The organism is Hydrocarboniphaga sp., assembly GCF_028291725.1.
Lineage (GTDB): Bacteria > Pseudomonadota > Gammaproteobacteria > Nevskiales > Nevskiaceae > Hydrocarboniphaga.
This window is the reverse complement of record NZ_JAQGNT010000092.1, coordinates 62,352-76,849: the sequence shown is the minus strand read 5'-3', so window position 1 is coordinate 76,849 and position 14,498 is coordinate 62,352. Positions and strand designations below refer to the sequence as shown.

Here is a 14,498-nt window from a genome sequence, read left to right as displayed (position 1 = left end):
TGAACTACCCGTGATCCTGCCGGACCTCGACGAACTGATCGCGCTGCAGTCGGCCGCGCAGGGTCTGGATCTGCGTGCGCGCCAATCGGCGCTGGCGCAGCTGCCGGGCGGGCATCGCAGCGCCCAGCGCGGCCGCGGCCTGGAGTTCGAGGAAGTGCGCCCGTACGCCGAAGGCGACGACCGCCGCAGCATCGACTGGCGCGTCACCGCGCGGCGCGGACGGCCCTACACCAAGGTGTTTCGCGAGGACCGCGAGCGCCCAGCCTGGCTGCTCGCCGATCTTCACCAGGCGCTGTACTTCGGCAGCCGGCGACAGCTGAAATCCGCGCTGCTGCTGCGCGCCGCGGCGCTGCTGGGCTGGGTCACGGTAAGCGGCGGCGACCGGCTCGGCGCGGTGGTGGCGCAGGACGATAGACCGCCACAGATCTTCCCGCCGCGCGGCCGTAACGCCGGCGTGCTGCCGGTGCTGCAGGCGCTGGTTGAGGCGCAGCCGCGCTCGCCGGGTGAGCCCTCGGCGCAGGGCCTGAACGCCGCGCTTACGCTACTCGCTACGCTGGTCAAGCCGGGCAACATCGCCTTCGTACTCAGCGATTTCAGCGGGCTGGCCGCCGACAGCGAAGCCCTGCTCGCCGGCATCGCCTCGCGCTGCGACTGCCGGCTGCTGTGGATCACCGATCCGCTCGAAAGCAGCGGCCTGCCCAAGGGCGACTACCGCGTCGGCGTGCCGGGACGCCTGCGCTGGCTGGACGGCGCGGCTAGCCAGAGCGCCTGGCAGCGCAACTGGGCAGAGCGCGAAAAGCGCATCACCGACCTGGCTTCGAGGCTCGGCCTGCCGCTGACGCGCTTGCAGACCGCCGACGACATCACGCAAACGCTGCCGACGCTGCTGCGGGAGCCCTCATGGGCGCGCTGACGCCGTCGTCTGCTGTGCCGCCGGCCTGGCTGGACCAGCTGGCGCCGGCGCACGCCGTGGCGCCGCCGGGCATCTGGCCGCTGGCACCGGGCTGGTGGCTGCTGATCGGCTTGCCGTTTCTGGCTGCCGCGCTGATCTATGCGTGGCGGCGTTATCGCCGCAGCCTGCGCCATCTGGCATTGAACGAACTGCGGCGGATCGACAGCGGCGCTGCCCACGACACCGCACTCGCACGCGATCTGGAAAACCTGCTGCGCCGTTTCGCCGTCGCGCGCTACGGCCGCGGACCCGTCGCGCGCCTCAACGGCGACGAGTGGATCGCCTTCGTCGCCGCGCGTGGCGGATCGGCGCTGGCCGGCGACAGCGGCCGCGAACTGCTGCGCGCCGCCTACGGCACGCGCGCGCGCGCCGATCGCGCGCAGTGGCTGCGCGGCGCGCGCGGCTTCATCCGCAACCGCGCCTTCGGTAAGCACACATGATCCATTTCGCCTGGCCGTGGATGGCGCTCGCACTGCCGCTGCCCTGGCTGGCGATGCGCATGCTGCAGCCGGTCCGTCCCGATGGCGGCGCGCTGTTCCTGCCGTTCGCGGTGGACGTGGCCGATGGCGCCGCGAGCAGCGCGATGGCGCAACCGCACTGGCGCAGCCTGCTGTTCATCGCGATGTGGTCGCTGCTGGTCGTCGCCGCGACACGGCCGCAATGGCTCGGCGAGCCGATGCCGCAGCCGACCACCGGGCGGCGCGTGCTGCTGGCGGTCGACGTGTCGGGATCGATGGAAACCGATGACATGGACGACAACAAGACCCGGCTGCAGGTCGTACAGAAAGTCGCTGGCGACTTCATCCGCGAGCGCAGCGGCGACCAGGTCGGGCTGATCCTATTCGGATCGCGGCCCTACCTGCAGGCGCCGCTGACCTCGGATCTGGAAACGGTGCAGCACTTTCTGGCTGAAGCGGTGGTCGGTATCGCCGGCACACAGACCGCGATCGGTGACGCCATCGGCCTGGCGCTGAAGCGGCTGCGCGACGATCCGCCCGACGCCGATGCGAAGAACGGAGCGCAATCTCAGACCGTGCTGATCCTGCTCACCGACGGCCAGAACGACGCCGGCATGATGCCGCCGCTGCAGGCCGCGAAGCTGGCGCAGGAGGCTGGCCTGCGCATCTACACCATCGGCGTCGGTGGACCGCCGCGCGCGGACTTCTTCGGCAACAGCATCGGCGGCGGGCTCGACGAGGACACCCTGCAGAAAATCGCGCAGGCCACCGGCGGCGGCTACTTCCGCGCCAAAAGTGCACTGAAGCTGGAGCAGGTCTATCGGCGCATCAACCAGCTCGAACCCGCTGCCGGACGTGATCAGTGGTATCGCCCGCGCAGTGAATGGTTCTGCTGGCCGCTGGGCCTGGCGCTGCTGCTGAGCGTGCCGGCGAGTCTGCTGCGCGGCCGGCAATGGAGCGGCCCGTGAACGCAGGCGCGTTCTTCGGCGGCATCAGCGAGGCGCTGCATGCCTTCCATTTTTTGCGGCCGCTGTGGCTGCTGGCCGCGCTGCCGCTGTGGTGGCTGGCTATGCTGCTGGCGCGCCGCCGCGCCGCGCAGGGCAACTGGTCGCAAGTGATCGACGCGCCGCTGCTGTCGGCGCTGCGGCTCGAAGGCGCCGGGGAAGGCGTTGAGGCGCGCAATCCCTGGTCGCCCTGGCCCTGGCTGGCGCTGGCCTGGACGCTGGCGGTGCTGGCGCTGGCTGGCCCGAGTTGGCGGCAGGACGCCGCGCCCGCGCATCGCGCCGGCGCGGCCTGGATGATCGTGCTCGACCTGTCGCCGTCGATGGCGGCCGCCGACGTGACGCCGACGCGCGTGACCCGTGCGCGCTACGCGATCGACGATCTGCTGGTCGCCGCGCACGACGCCAAAGTCGGCCTGATCGCGTTCAGCGACGAGCCCTACGTGGTGTCGCCGCTGACCGATGACGCCAACACCTTGCGCTCGCTGCTGCAACCGCTGACGCCGGAACTGATGCCGACGCCGGGCGATCAACTCGCACCCGCACTGGCCAAGGCGTCCGAATTGCTGGAACGCAGCGGTGCAAAGGACAGTCGCGTGATCCTGGTATCCGACGGGATCAAGGACCCGGCCTCTGCGCTCGGCGCCACGCAGCGGCTGCGTGCGCAGGGCGCGAAGCTCGAAGTGATCGGCGTCGGCACTCACGGCGGCGCGGCGCTGGTCGAGGCGGGCGGCCGCCTCGCGCACGACGCGCAGGGCGCGGCGGTGCTGTCACGCGTCGACACCGAGCATCTGAGCCGTCTTGCCGACACCGGCGGCGGACACTACGTCGATCTGGAAACGCTGCCGCAATTGATCAAAATACTGCAGGCCGGGCCGGAGTACCCGGGTGCCGCGGTCGAGGCTCAGGGCGTCAAGGTCGAATACTGGCAGGACGCGGGCGTCTGGCTGCTGCCGCTGCTGCTGTTGCTGGCCGCGTCGTTCGCGCGGCGGGGATGGATCTGATGCGCGGCACATCGACACATCAGCGCGTAGGTTGGGGTGAGCGCAGCGAACCCCAACGGTACGCCGCGCCGATGTTAGGGTTCGCTGCGCTCACCACCAACCTACTCAGGGCAAGCTATCGCATCATTGCGCTGATGAGCGTGCTGTTCTGCGGCGCCGTGCAGGCCGGCGAAGTCTGGGATTCGCTGTGGCGCAACGCCGATCAGCGTGGCGAGCAACTCTTGCAACAAGGCGATGCCGCAGCAGCGGCGCGGACCTACTCCGAGCCCCGAAGAAAGGCCTATGCCGAACTGCAGGCCGGAGACAATGCCGCCGCGGCGCGCGGCTTCACCGCCTTCGACGACAGCGACGGGCAATACAATCTCGGCAACGCGCTGGCGCGCGGCGGCGATCTGCAACAGGCACTGAAAGCCTACGACGCGGCGCTGGCGCATGATCCGAACAACCAGGATGCACAGCACAATCGCGAGCTAGTCGCCAAGGCCCTGCGCGATCAGCAGCAACAGCAGTCGCCGCAGCCGAATCAGGATCACGACGACACGAAATCGTCAGAGAACAATCAGCCGGCGCAGGACTCGAACCCGACCAGCTCGTCCAACAAGCAAGGACAGCAGCCGCCCGATTCGCAGCCGCATCCGTCCGAGCTGCGACCACCCGGGGACTCGCATGTCTCGCAGGAAAAGCCGCCGTCCGACGCTACTCCCGCCGAGCAGCAGGGCGGAGCCGATCAGTCGAAGGCGGCGATGCAAGACAAGGACGACGCAAGCAACGACGCCGAGCAGGCGCAGCGCGATGCGCAGGATGCCTTGCAGCGCCGCAGCAAAACTGGCGATAACAGCAGCGATGCGCGCGAACAACAGCCGATGACCGAGCAGCAGCTCGCCGAGGAACAATGGCTGCGCCAGATTCCCGACGACCCGGGCGGACTGCTGCGGCGCAAATTCATGATCGAGCACATGCTGCGGCACCAGCAGCAGCCCGAACCTTTCAGTACCCGGTAGCAAGAGATGAATCGCCTTCGCAAGCCGCGCCTCGCACCCAATACGACAAAACTTCTTGCCGTCGCTTTGCTCTGCAGTGCCTGCTTCGCCGCGAACGCCGAGGTCAGGGCCACGCTGGACCGCGATCGGGTTGGTGTCGGCGAATCGGTGCAGTTACGGTTGCAGCGCGACAGCCGTGGTGGCGATGCGCCCGATCTGAGCGCACTGAATGCCGACTTCGATGTCGCTGGCAGCAGCAGCGAATCGAACGTGCAGTTCATCAACGGTCACCTGTCGCAGCAGAGCGTGGCGAACGTCGCGCTGATTCCCAAGCGCGCCGGCAAGCTGCAGATTCCGGCCATCAGCTGGGCCGGCGAGACGAGCTCGCCACTGTCATTGACGGTGACCGAGGCGCCCGCCGGCGGCCCCGGTGATTCCGATTCGCAACACGTGTTTCTCGCCACCACGCTCGACCAGAAGCAGCCTTACGTGCAGGGCAACGTGGTGCTGACGGTGACCGTCCACACCGACGTGCCGGTGCGCCGGGCCAGCCTTGATTTCGATGGCAGCGACGATGTCGCGGTCCAGCAACTGGGCCAGGATGAACAGGACGTCGACGTGATCAAAAATCGCCGCTACCAGGTGATCCGTCGCCGCTATCTGCTGCAGATGCAGCGCAGCGGCGCGGTCAGCTTGCGCGGTCCTACGCTGGACGCGCAGATCGAGGAAGAAGGACGCCGCGACCTGTTCGGCGGGATGCTCAGTGGCGGCTCGCTGCGCCAGCTGCGGCTGCATGGCGACGACATCCAGCTGGAAGTCCGCCCGCGTCCCTCCGGTGCCTCATCGCAGAACTGGCTGCCGGCGGAGAAGCTCAATCTCGAAAAAAGCTGGAAACCCGAAGGCGCATCCCTGCAGGCCGGCGAACCGCTGACGCTGCACCTGCGGATGGACGCCCTGGGCCTGACCGCAGCGCAGCTTCCGGACCTCGGCGCGCAGCTGCAATTGCCTGAAGGAATCCGCGCCTATCCCGATCAGCCCAAACTAGAGACGTCCTCGAAAGGCTCGCGCGTCTCCGGCAGCCGCGAGCAGGACATCGCGCTGATCGCCACCCGTGCCGGCCGCTACCGGATTCCGGAACTGCGGCTGGCCTGGTGGGATACCACCACCGACACGCCGCAGGAAATCGTGTTGCCCGAGCGCGTTCTCGACGTGCTGCCGTCGGCCACCACGTCGACGCAGACCAGCCCCGCGCCGCCAGCGACCGCTGACGCGCCTTCGCCACCGCCCTTGGTGCTCGCGCCGGCGTCCGCCGCAACAGCGCCCGCAGCGCAGGACTCAGCCTGGAAATGGATCAGCCTGGTACTGGCGCTGCTGTGGATCGCAACGCTGTCGATGTGGCTGATAAGGGCGCGCGTACAACGAATGAATACGGCCGCGTCAGAAAAAACGTCAGTGAGCAATCCGTCCGCCAGCACCGTTACAGCCCATGCCGCGCACAGGGACTTTCAGCAGGCCTGCCGGGACGGCAATCCCGCCGCGGCGCGACGCGCCCTGCTCCACTGGGCGCGCCATGCCTGCGCCGATCCCCGTCCTACCGGTTTAAACGCTCTCGCGGCACGACTCGACGATCCCCAGCTGACGCCGCTGCTGCGGGAACTCGATCGTGCCTGCTATTCCGGCGGCCAGTGGAATGGCGATGCGCTGGGGAAATCGCTGACGCAGCTGCCGGGCACACCCAGCGCGAGCAGTCCCAGACCCGGGCTGGCCGAGCTGTATTGAAATGCGGCGCCGCCGGCTGTCGGCTGACCTGTCGACACTTGTTTTCCGGCAGATGTTCGCGCCGATGTTGGGGTTCGCTGCGCTCACCCCAACCTACAACTTGCCTCCGAACAGACGAAGTTTCTCAAAGCCCATGTTTCTGCAGCCGCCGGTACAGTGCCGCTCGCGATACGCCGAGAGTGCGCGCGGCTGCGCTGAGATTGCCCTGCGCGCCGGCCATCGCGGCAAGCACGGCGGCACGTTCCTGATCGGCGAGCGATCGTCCCTGCTCGATCACCGCTGGCGTGGTGCTCGTCTCACTCGCACTGGGCCGTGCGTGCTGCAGCGCTTCGCGGCAAGTGCCGACCAGGCGCGCGTTGTCCCAGGGCTTGGTGATGAAATCGAAAGCGCCGCGTTTCACCGCCTGCACTGCCAGATCGATATCGGCATAGGCCGTCAGCACCACCACGAGCGGCGGCTGCGGTCGAGCCCGCACTTCACCAAGCAACCGCAACCCCTGAGCACCGTCGGAGCGACCCGGGCCGAAGTTGAGGTCCAGCAGCAGCACGGCCGGGCGCAGACGATCGAGCGCCGCGACGAGTTCGGCCGGGCGGCGCAGACAGACCATGGGCGCCACCCTTCGCTGCAGCAGCAGTTGCGCCGCCAGACCGACGTCGGGGTCGTCGTCGAGCAGCAGAATCGAGGCAGTCTGCGTGGCGATGCTCGGCGCCTATGCGCTGGTCGCCGACGCGCTACGCCGTCGTCGCACCGAGCTGGTACTGCGCCGCCTGCATGGCGCCGGCCACGCCGCCATTGCGCGCGAGGTCGCAGCCGAATTCGCGGCGCCGCTGCTGATCGCCGCGATGGTGGGCGCGCCACTCGCCGCCTGGCTTGGCCACACTTACCTGGCAGGCTTCGTCGATCGTGTCGGCGTGGTTCCGGGCCTGGTACTGCCTTTGCTGGCGGCGGCGATAGCGACCGTGCTCATTACCGCCCTTGCAGCGCAACGCCATGTGCGGCTGGCGCTGGCCCTGCATCCGATCGAAGCGCTGAACTAGCGGTCTGTAACCGGCGCAACGTATTGCCCCACCGGTAGGTCGGCAATCCCTTGCCGACGTGAGGCCTATGTTGCGCATCCGAGGGTGCACGTCGGCAAGGGATTGCCGACCTACGATGTCATAAGGCCCCAATCCGCCCGGTCAAACAACGCACCAGACGACCACGGCGGCGAGCACCACGCCGACGATGAGACGCACGGCGCCGGCGTGTTCGACCGCGCTGCCCTGCGCAAGCGGCGCTCGGCCGTGGATCATCGCCGCGATCAGATTCCGGCCGCGCCAGATCCAGTGGTAGAGCACGGCGGCGAGGTGCAGGCCGATCAAGGCCAGCAGTGCATTAAAGACTCGATGATGCCAATGGGCGCAGGCCCGGCCGGTTTCGAAAGAGACGTGGGCGCTCAAGGGGCCCGACTCGATGCCGTCGACATCCACGGCGAACAATCCCAGCCCTATCATCACCGACAGCAGCGTCAGCAGGGCGACGATGCTCCAGGCGCCGAGCGGGTTATGGCCGGCCGGCTCGCCCGCGGCCGGCGAGCGGATGTAGTCCCAGGTGGTTCGCGGCCCACGGACAAAGGCCGCGAACCGCGCGGTGCTGCTGCCGGCTACGCCCCAATAAAGGCGGAACACGAGCAGACCCAGCAGCAGGTAGCCGCTGTATCGGTGGAATTCCATCTGGTGATTTTCGGCCGTCCACCACGATGCGGCGACCAGCAAGGCCATCAGCCAGTGCCCGAGGCGGGTCGGCAGGTCCCAGACGCGTTGTGCGGAATGCACGCGGGTGCTCATGTGGCTTCTTGGTCCGTCAGATGAAACTGCGAAGGCAGGCGCATGCGAATACCTTGCCGACGCGCCGCTCGCGCCTGCTGCTGCGGATCGAGGCACATCGGACCCGTAAAATTGCATACGATCAGTGTTTATATTGAGTGCAATTACGTCATATTTGGTGCACACGTTATTGGCGTGCGCCGTGATCATCCACCGGCAAAACCGCGGCATCCGGTCTCCGGCCACTCCGCGCGACAGCGAGAAAAGGCCGGAAAATTCAGGGCTTGCGCTCCGCCAACAAGCGCAGCTGCCGGCGCCGCGAGCGCCATCGCCGTACCGGCATGCTTTCTGCTCTGACGCCTGGCATGACCATCGATCAAGGCGCAGCGCGTGGACACGGACGCCTGAGTTTTCGCAGGCCCGTGCTCACCCGCTGCGCTGTCGGCCTCGCGCTGATCGCGCTGGCGCACTCCGCCGTCGGCGCGGAGCCGCCACCGGCGCACGCGAGCGAGGCGGCCGGTCACGAGCAGCTGCTCGATCAGTACTGCTCGCGCTGCCACAACGACGAGCGCATGGCGGGCGACTGGTCGCTGACCTCGGTGCAGACCGGCGATCTCGCCAGCGGCGCCCATCTGGCGCAGTGGGAAAAGATTCTGCGCATGACCACGCGCGGCGAGATGCCGCCGCGCAGCAAGCCGCAGCCTTCGCCGGAGGCGATGAAGGACTTCACTCAGTGGCTGGAGACCTCGCTGGATGCGCACGCCAAGGCGCACCCCAATCCGGGGCGCGCGACGCTGCGCCGCCTGAACCGAGCCGAGTACGCCAACGCGGTGCGCAGCCTGCTCGCGCTCGACGTGGACGTCGGCAAGGAGCTGCCGGCCGACGACTCCGGCTACGGCTTCGACAACATCGCCGACGTACTGAGCGTGTCGCCGACGCTGATGGACCGCTACCTCGCCGTCGCCGGCAAGCTCAGCCGGCTGGCGATCGGCCAAGGGCCTGCAAGCCCGTTCGTCACAAGCTATCTGCTGCCCAAGGACGGTTCGATCAAGAACCAGGGCATTCCGTCCTATGACGAGCGCAGCAGCGACGAGCTGCCGTTGAATTCGCGCGGCGGCGGCGCGTTCCGCTACTACGCGCCGCACGACGGCTGGTACGAAATCAGCGGCTATCTGAACGCCAACACCAACAACGAAGTCGATCGCATGAAGGAGGACCGGGTCGCGCTGCGCGTACCGCTGAAGGCCGGCCCGCATAGGCTTGGCATGAGCTTCCGCCAGCAGCTGGCGCTGGACGAATCGGTGCAGACGCTGCGCAACACCACCGAGATCGTGGTGCTGCCGCAGGCGCCGCCGGTGCCGCTGCAACTGGACTTCATCGTCGACGGCGCACGCGTCGGCAAAACCGATGTGCCCTCGTATCGGATGACGCCGCGCTTCTCGCAGGCGAACTTCCCGCGCGACCTGCTGCAGATCGACGTCGAAGGTCCGTTCGACGCGAGCGGCCCTGGCGACACGCCCAGCCGCCACAAGCTGCTGGTGTGCCGGCCGGCGAAGTCGGCCGCATCGGAGCAGGCCTGTGCCCGCAAAATTCTGACGACGCTGACGCGTCAGGCCTACCGCCGGCCGGTCACCACGGCGGACATCGATCCGCTGATGAAGATCTACGCCAGTGCGCGCACCGGCAGCGATTTCGAGCACGGCGTCGAGGCCGCCGTCGAGGCAGTACTGGTCGCGCCCAGCTTCCTGTTTCTGGTCGAGCGCGATCCTGCGGGTAGCGCGCCGGGTACCGTGCATCCGCTCAGCGATCTGGAGCTGGCCTCGCGGCTGGCGCTGTTCCTGTGGAGCGGACTGCCCGACGACGAGCTGATCACGCTCGCCGCCCGCAACAAGCTGCACGAGCCCGCGATGCTCCAGCAACAGGTCGCGCGGATGCTCGCCGATCCGCGTGCCGAGGCGCTGACACGCAACTTCGCCGGGCAATGGCTGTATCTGCGCAATCTCGAATATCAGCGGCCGGACGTGTTCCTGTTCCCGAACTTCGATACGCGGCTGCGCAGCGCGATGAAGCGCGAGACCGAGCTGTTCTTCACCTCGGTGGTGCACGACAACCGCAGCGTGCTCGACTTCATCAAGTCCGACTACACGTTCCTGAATCAGCGTCTCGCCGAGCACTACGGCATCAGCGGCGTCAAAGGCACCGAGTTCCGCAAGGTGATGCTCGATCCGGCGACTCAGCGCGGCGGCCTGCTCGGCCAGGCCAGCATTCTTACCGTGACCTCGTACGGCAATCACACTTCCGTGGTGAAGCGCGGCAAGTGGGTGCTCGACAACCTGCTCGCCGCGCCGCCGCCGCCACCTCCGCCCGACGTACCGGCGCTGAAGCTGACGCAGGCCGGCCACGCGCTCAACGCGCGCGAACAGCTCGAGCTGCATCGCGCCGATCCGGCCTGCGCGTCCTGCCATGTGCGGATGGACCCGCTGGGCTTCGCACTGGAGCAGTACGACCCGGTCGGCGCGTTCCGCACGCAGGACGCCGGACGCCTGGTGGACGTCTCCGCGAAGCTGCCGGACGGCACCGAATTCAGCGGCCTCGCCGGCTTGCAGAACATTCTGCTAACCCGCAAGGACGAGTTCGCGCGCGCCTTCACCGAACGCCTGCTGATCTACGCGCTCGGCCGCGGCCTCGAGGCCTACGACCAGCCGAGCGTGCGCGCAATCGCGCGCCGCGCGGCCGGCGACGATTACCGCATCCACACTCTCATCATGGGCATCGTCGAAAGCGAGCCCTTCCAGCAGCGCAGGACACCCGAAACATGATCACGATGATCACCCAGCAGAAGCTGCTCAATCGCCGCACGGTGCTGCGCGGACTCGGCGCCAGCCTGGCGCTGCCGCTGATGGACGCGATGCTGCCCAACGCACGTGCGGCCGAGCCGGCGGCGCGGCCCAAACGCCTGGGCGTGTTCTACACACCCAACGGTATGATCATGAAAAGCTTCACGCCGGAGCAGGCCGGGCGCGACTACGCGATGTCACCGACGCTGGCGCCGCTTGCGCCGTATCGCGACCGCTTCACCATCGTCACCGGCCTGGCGCATTACAACGCCAGCGCACTCGGCGACGGGCCCGGCAGCCATGGCCGCAGCTGCGGCGCGTTCCTGACCGGCGCGCATCCCAAGCGCACCGAGGGCTCGGATCTGCAATGTGGCATTTCGATGGACCAGATCGTCGCCAAGCAATACGGCGCGGCCACGCAGCTGGCGTCGCTGGAACTCGGCATCGAGCCGCCGAGCCTGCTCGGCAGTTGCGACGTCGGCTACAGCTGCACCTACACCAATACGCTGTCGTGGCGCAGCGCGACCGTCGCGCTGCCGGCCACGGTCAATCCGCGCGACGTGTTCGAGCGCCTGTTCGGCGACGGCGATGCGCTCGACGAAAAGAGCCGCCAGGCGCAGATGCTGCGCAAGGCCAGCATCCTGGATTTCGTGCGCGACGACGCGACGCGCCTGTCCACGCGGCTCGGAGCCAACGACCGCCGCAAGATGGATGAATATCTCGAGTCGATCCGCGATCTCGAAAGGCGCATCCAGAAAGCCAGCGAGCAGAGCATCAGCGTCGACGCCAGCGACATGGCCCGCCCCGCCGGCATTCCGGCGGTGTTCGAGGATCACGTGCGGATGATGATCGACCTGCAGGTGCTCGCGATGCAGACCGATCTGACGCGCGTCACCAGCTTCATGCTCGGCCGCGAAATCAGCAACCGCAGCTATCCCGAGATCGGCATTGCGGACTCTCATCACATGCTCAGCCATCACGGCGGCGACCCGGAGAAGATCGTCAAATTGGCGCGCATCAACCAGCTGCACATGCAGCAGTTCGCCTACTACCTCGATCGCATCGCCAAGACCCGCGACGGCGAAGGCAGCCTGCTCGACAGCACCCTGGTGCTGGCCGGCGCCAGCCTCGGCGAACCCAATGAACACGACAACATGAATCTGCCGATCATCGTCGCCGGCGGCGGCCTGAGCGGCAACCGCCACATCGTCGTGCCCAAGCACACGCCGATGTGCAACCTGATGCTGACGATGCTGCACAGGCTCGACATCCCGCTGGACAAGTTCGGCGACAGCACCAGCACGCTGGACGCGCTGACGGCCTGAGGCGATGCACATGAAGTGGAGCCCACGCATAACAGCCGCGCTGCTGGCGCTGATGCCCGGCCTGTCGCAGGCAGCAGCGGCGGACGACGCGCTGCTGCAGGCGGTGCGCAACAACGATCTGGCGCAGGCGCGCAGCCTGCTCGCCGGCCGCGCCGATCCGAACCGCGCGCTGGCCGACGGATCGACACTGCTGGCCTGGGCTGTCGAGAGCCAGAGCCGCGACATGGTGCAGCTGCTGCTGGCTCGCGGCGCCAAACCTCGCGCTGCCAGCGACGCCAGTGTGGCGCCGTTGATGATCGCCTGCGAATACGGCGATGCCGCGATGGTCGATCTGCTGCTCACCGCGCATGCCGACGTGAAGGCCGCGGACGCCGACGGCATCACGCCGCTCTCGCTGTGCGCGGGCACTGCCCCGCCCTCTGTGCTGGCACGGCTGATCACCGCGGGCGCGATGGCCGACCAGGCTGATGAGCAGGGACAGACGCCGCTGATGCGGGCCGCCGCGAAAGGCCGTGTCGACAACATCGAACTGCTGCTCAAGCACGGCGCGCAGATCAACCGGACCACGCTCAAGGGATTCACGCCGCAGTTCTTCGCGCTGAAGAGCGGCGTACCGGCCGCGCCTGTCGCCGTGTTGGATGCCGGCGGCAATGCCGACTACATCGCGCCCGACGGCACCTCGGTCGCGCAACTGGCGATGTACCAGAAGGACTACGCGTTCGCGGCCCGCATGATCGAGCGCGGCGCGGACCTGAAGGCGCTTGATCGCAACGGCAACCGACTGCTGCACGCGGCGATTCTCGCCGAGCAGCCCTCACTGGTGCAGCTGCTGCTGGCCAAGGGCGCCGACCCGAACGCGCCCACCGGCACGGCGCAGGTCAAATGGCGCTTCGAGAGCAACTTCAGGACCGGCGACTACGAGCTACCGCCGAAGACGCCGCTGCAGCTCGCGGCGGAACGCGGGTCCACTGATCTGATGCAGATGCTGATCACGGCCGGCGCAGACGCGCGCTTTCGCGCCGCCGACGGCACCAACATCGTGCTGGCCGCCGCGAGCAGCGGCAAGCTGCCGGCACTGGCGCTGGCGCTACAGCTGGACCCCGAGCCGAATGCCGCTGCCGCCGATGGCCAGACGCCGCTGCACGTGCTGCTATCCAACGGTTCCGGTGCCGAAGGCGCAGGCGGCGAAACCGTGGCAATGATCCAGCTGCTCCACGACAAGGGCGCGCGCACCGACATCAAGAACAAGGCGGGCCAGACATCCGCCGATATCGCCGGCGATCCGCAGTTCAAATTGAAGCCGGCCTTCGACGCCATCTTTGCCAAACAATCGGCGAATCAAACAGTGAATCAAGCAGTGAATCAAACGGTGAAAAATCTATGAGCCGCTCGCATCCACGCCTGATGACCGGTGGCGCGCTGCTCGTGCTGGCGGGCCTTTCGGCACTGTCGTCCGGCATGGCCGCTGCCGCGGACGCCGGATCACCTCAGGCCGTGATTGAAGTGCGGCAGGCCAGCTTCAAGAAGATGGGCGCTGCGATGAAGACCATCGTCGATCAGTTGAAGACCGACGCCCCGGACAAGGCCAGGATGGCGGCGGCGGCACTAGTGATCGGCTCATACACAGCGGAAGTGCGCGGCTGGTTTCCGGCCGGCAGCGGCGCTGAAGCCGGCGTCGACACCGATGCCTTGCCCTACATCTGGGAGGCTCGCGCCAAGTTCGATGCGATCGCCGACCGACTCGCACCGGAAGCCAAGACCATGACCACGGTCCTGGCCGGCGATGACATGGCAGCAGTCCGGGCACAGGCGAAGACGCTGGGCGGCGTCTGCTCGGATTGCCATCACAGCTTCAGGGCCGACTGAGATCGACTCCTCCGTCTGGTCAAGTCTGGGTAGCCCATAGAGATGGGTCTCAATCCAGAATGGAACGCGCGATCAGTTCTTTCATGATTTCTGAACTGCCGGCGAGGATGCGATGCACGCGCTCGTCCTGGTACAGCCGGCAGATCGTGTACTCATCCATGTAGCCGGCGCCGCCGTGGAAGACGTTCTCCTCGATCAGGATTTGTTCGTAGCGGAAATCCTGGACGCCCTGCCCGCCATACTCCTCGTCCGCCCACATGCACAGCAAGCCCATGTCGCCGGCTTTTCGGTAGGCCTCCCGATCGATCGGGTTGGCTTCGCGCCAGCGCTCGCTGTGCGGGCGGATCTCCTGCTGAAAAAATTTGCGCGCCGAATCGCGGAACAGCTCCATCTCGGCTTCCAGGGGTTTGCGTTGCATCGCGGCCTTCCGTCAGTGTTTCAAATTTGAATGATTCGACGCGGAGTACAGCCTCGCCCATTTTGGCGAGGTA

General features: G+C 67.3%; 14 protein-coding genes. 11 read left to right on the top strand and 3 right to left on the bottom strand.

Annotated features, from left to right (window positions below; genetic code table 11):
- The first annotated feature begins 10 nt into the window (after positions 1-10).
- From JWQ90_RS23875 to JWQ90_RS23850, 6 genes are all read left to right on the top strand, one after another.
- The gene (locus tag JWQ90_RS23875) at positions 11-913 is read left to right on the top strand and encodes a DUF58 domain-containing protein (RefSeq protein ID WP_299697513.1); all 903 of its coding nucleotides are present in this window, start codon (positions 11-13) and stop codon (positions 911-913) included.
- Positions 901-1,392 (top strand): DUF4381 domain-containing protein, encoded by a 492-nt coding sequence (locus JWQ90_RS23870; protein WP_299697512.1) that lies wholly within the window; start codon positions 901-903, stop codon positions 1,390-1,392. The genes JWQ90_RS23875 and JWQ90_RS23870 overlap by 13 nt, the downstream gene beginning before the upstream one ends.
- The gene (locus tag JWQ90_RS23865; RefSeq protein ID WP_299697511.1) at positions 1,389-2,378 is read left to right on the top strand and encodes a VWA domain-containing protein; all 990 of its coding nucleotides are present in this window, start codon (positions 1,389-1,391) and stop codon (positions 2,376-2,378) included. Before JWQ90_RS23870 ends, JWQ90_RS23865 begins: the two co-directional genes overlap by 4 nt.
- Positions 2,375-3,415: a VWA domain-containing protein gene (locus JWQ90_RS23860; RefSeq protein ID WP_299697510.1), complete on the top strand. Its 1,041-nt coding sequence runs from the start codon at positions 2,375-2,377 to the stop codon at positions 3,413-3,415. Before JWQ90_RS23865 ends, JWQ90_RS23860 begins: the two co-directional genes overlap by 4 nt.
- Before the next feature lie 71 nt (positions 3,416-3,486).
- A complete protein-coding gene (locus JWQ90_RS23855) occupies positions 3,487-4,416 on the top strand; it encodes a tetratricopeptide repeat protein (protein WP_299697508.1) in 930 nt (309 codons plus the stop codon).
- 6 nt (positions 4,417-4,422) lie between these two features.
- The gene (locus JWQ90_RS23850; RefSeq protein WP_299697507.1) at positions 4,423-6,174 is read left to right on the top strand and encodes a BatD family protein; all 1,752 of its coding nucleotides are present in this window, start codon (positions 4,423-4,425) and stop codon (positions 6,172-6,174) included.
- A 124-nt stretch (positions 6,175-6,298) separates the two neighbouring features.
- Here the strand turns inward: JWQ90_RS23850 and JWQ90_RS23845 are convergent, their stop codons facing one another.
- Complete coding sequence (locus JWQ90_RS23845; RefSeq protein ID WP_299697583.1) at positions 6,299-6,802, bottom strand: response regulator; 504 nt, start codon at positions 6,800-6,802, stop codon at positions 6,299-6,301.
- On the opposite strand from JWQ90_RS23845, the gene JWQ90_RS23840 reads away from it, so the two are divergent.
- Positions 6,780-7,211, top strand: coding sequence for a hypothetical protein (locus JWQ90_RS23840; RefSeq protein WP_299697506.1), 432 nt, complete (start codon positions 6,780-6,782; stop codon positions 7,209-7,211). The genes JWQ90_RS23845 and JWQ90_RS23840 overlap by 23 nt on opposite strands.
- Before the next feature lie 141 nt (positions 7,212-7,352).
- Here the strand turns inward: JWQ90_RS23840 and JWQ90_RS23835 are convergent, their stop codons facing one another.
- Positions 7,353-8,000, bottom strand: a complete 648-nt coding sequence (locus JWQ90_RS23835) for a cytochrome b/b6 domain-containing protein (protein WP_299697505.1) — start codon at positions 7,998-8,000, stop codon at positions 7,353-7,355.
- A 344-nt stretch (positions 8,001-8,344) separates the two neighbouring features.
- Here JWQ90_RS23835 and JWQ90_RS23830 point away from each other — a divergent pair, with 344 nt between their 5' ends.
- Genes JWQ90_RS23830 through JWQ90_RS23815 form a run of 4 tightly spaced genes read left to right on the top strand, consistent with a single transcriptional unit; the run spans position 8,345 to position 14,007 of the window.
- Positions 8,345-10,798 carry a DUF1592 domain-containing protein gene (locus JWQ90_RS23830; RefSeq protein ID WP_299697504.1) on the top strand — a complete coding sequence of 818 codons (2,454 nt, stop codon included), beginning with the start codon at positions 8,345-8,347 and terminating at the stop codon, positions 10,796-10,798.
- 5 nt (positions 10,799-10,803) lie between these two features.
- Positions 10,804-12,141 carry a DUF1552 domain-containing protein gene (locus JWQ90_RS23825; protein WP_366919585.1) on the top strand — a complete coding sequence of 446 codons (1,338 nt, stop codon included), beginning with the start codon at positions 10,804-10,806 and terminating at the stop codon, positions 12,139-12,141.
- 10 nt (positions 12,142-12,151) lie between these two features.
- A complete protein-coding gene (locus JWQ90_RS23820; RefSeq protein WP_299697502.1) occupies positions 12,152-13,525 on the top strand; it encodes an ankyrin repeat domain-containing protein in 1,374 nt (457 codons plus the stop codon).
- Positions 13,522-14,007, top strand: a complete 486-nt coding sequence (locus tag JWQ90_RS23815; protein ID WP_299697500.1) for a cytochrome c — start codon at positions 13,522-13,524, stop codon at positions 14,005-14,007. The genes JWQ90_RS23820 and JWQ90_RS23815 overlap by 4 nt, the downstream gene beginning before the upstream one ends.
- A gap of 49 nt (positions 14,008-14,056) precedes the next feature.
- On the opposite strand, the gene JWQ90_RS23810 is transcribed toward JWQ90_RS23815, so the two are convergent.
- On the bottom strand, positions 14,057-14,398 hold the full coding sequence (locus JWQ90_RS23810) for an acyl-CoA dehydrogenase family protein (protein WP_299697499.1): 342 nt from the start codon (positions 14,396-14,398) through the stop codon (positions 14,057-14,059).
- Between the last annotated feature and the right edge of the window lie 100 nt (positions 14,399-14,498).

Bases quoted from the DNA above. Each gene is read 5' to 3' on its own strand.
- JWQ90_RS23810 (WP_299697499.1), bottom strand. From the start codon at position 14,398: ATGGAGCTGTTCCGCGATTCGGCGCGCAAATTTTTTCAGCAGGAGATC.
- JWQ90_RS23850 (WP_299697507.1), top strand. From the start codon at position 4,423: ATGAATCGCCTTCGCAAGCCGCGCCTCGCACCCAATACGACAAAACTT.
- JWQ90_RS23840 (WP_299697506.1), top strand. From the start codon at position 6,780: ATGGGCGCCACCCTTCGCTGCAGCAGCAGTTGCGCCGCCAGACCGACG.
- JWQ90_RS23835 (WP_299697505.1), bottom strand. From the start codon at position 8,000: ATGAGCACCCGCGTGCATTCCGCACAACGCGTCTGGGACCTGCCGACC.
- JWQ90_RS23815 (WP_299697500.1), top strand. From the start codon at position 13,522: ATGAGCCGCTCGCATCCACGCCTGATGACCGGTGGCGCGCTGCTCGTG.
- JWQ90_RS23865 (WP_299697511.1), top strand. From the start codon at position 1,389: ATGATCCATTTCGCCTGGCCGTGGATGGCGCTCGCACTGCCGCTGCCC.
- JWQ90_RS23825 (WP_366919585.1), top strand. From the start codon at position 10,804: ATGATCACCCAGCAGAAGCTGCTCAATCGCCGCACGGTGCTGCGCGGA.
- JWQ90_RS23820 (WP_299697502.1), top strand. From the start codon at position 12,152: ATGAAGTGGAGCCCACGCATAACAGCCGCGCTGCTGGCGCTGATGCCC.
- JWQ90_RS23830 (WP_299697504.1), top strand. From the start codon at position 8,345: ATGACCATCGATCAAGGCGCAGCGCGTGGACACGGACGCCTGAGTTTT.
- JWQ90_RS23855 (WP_299697508.1), top strand. From the start codon at position 3,487: ATGTTAGGGTTCGCTGCGCTCACCACCAACCTACTCAGGGCAAGCTAT.
- JWQ90_RS23870 (WP_299697512.1), top strand. From the start codon at position 901: ATGGGCGCGCTGACGCCGTCGTCTGCTGTGCCGCCGGCCTGGCTGGAC.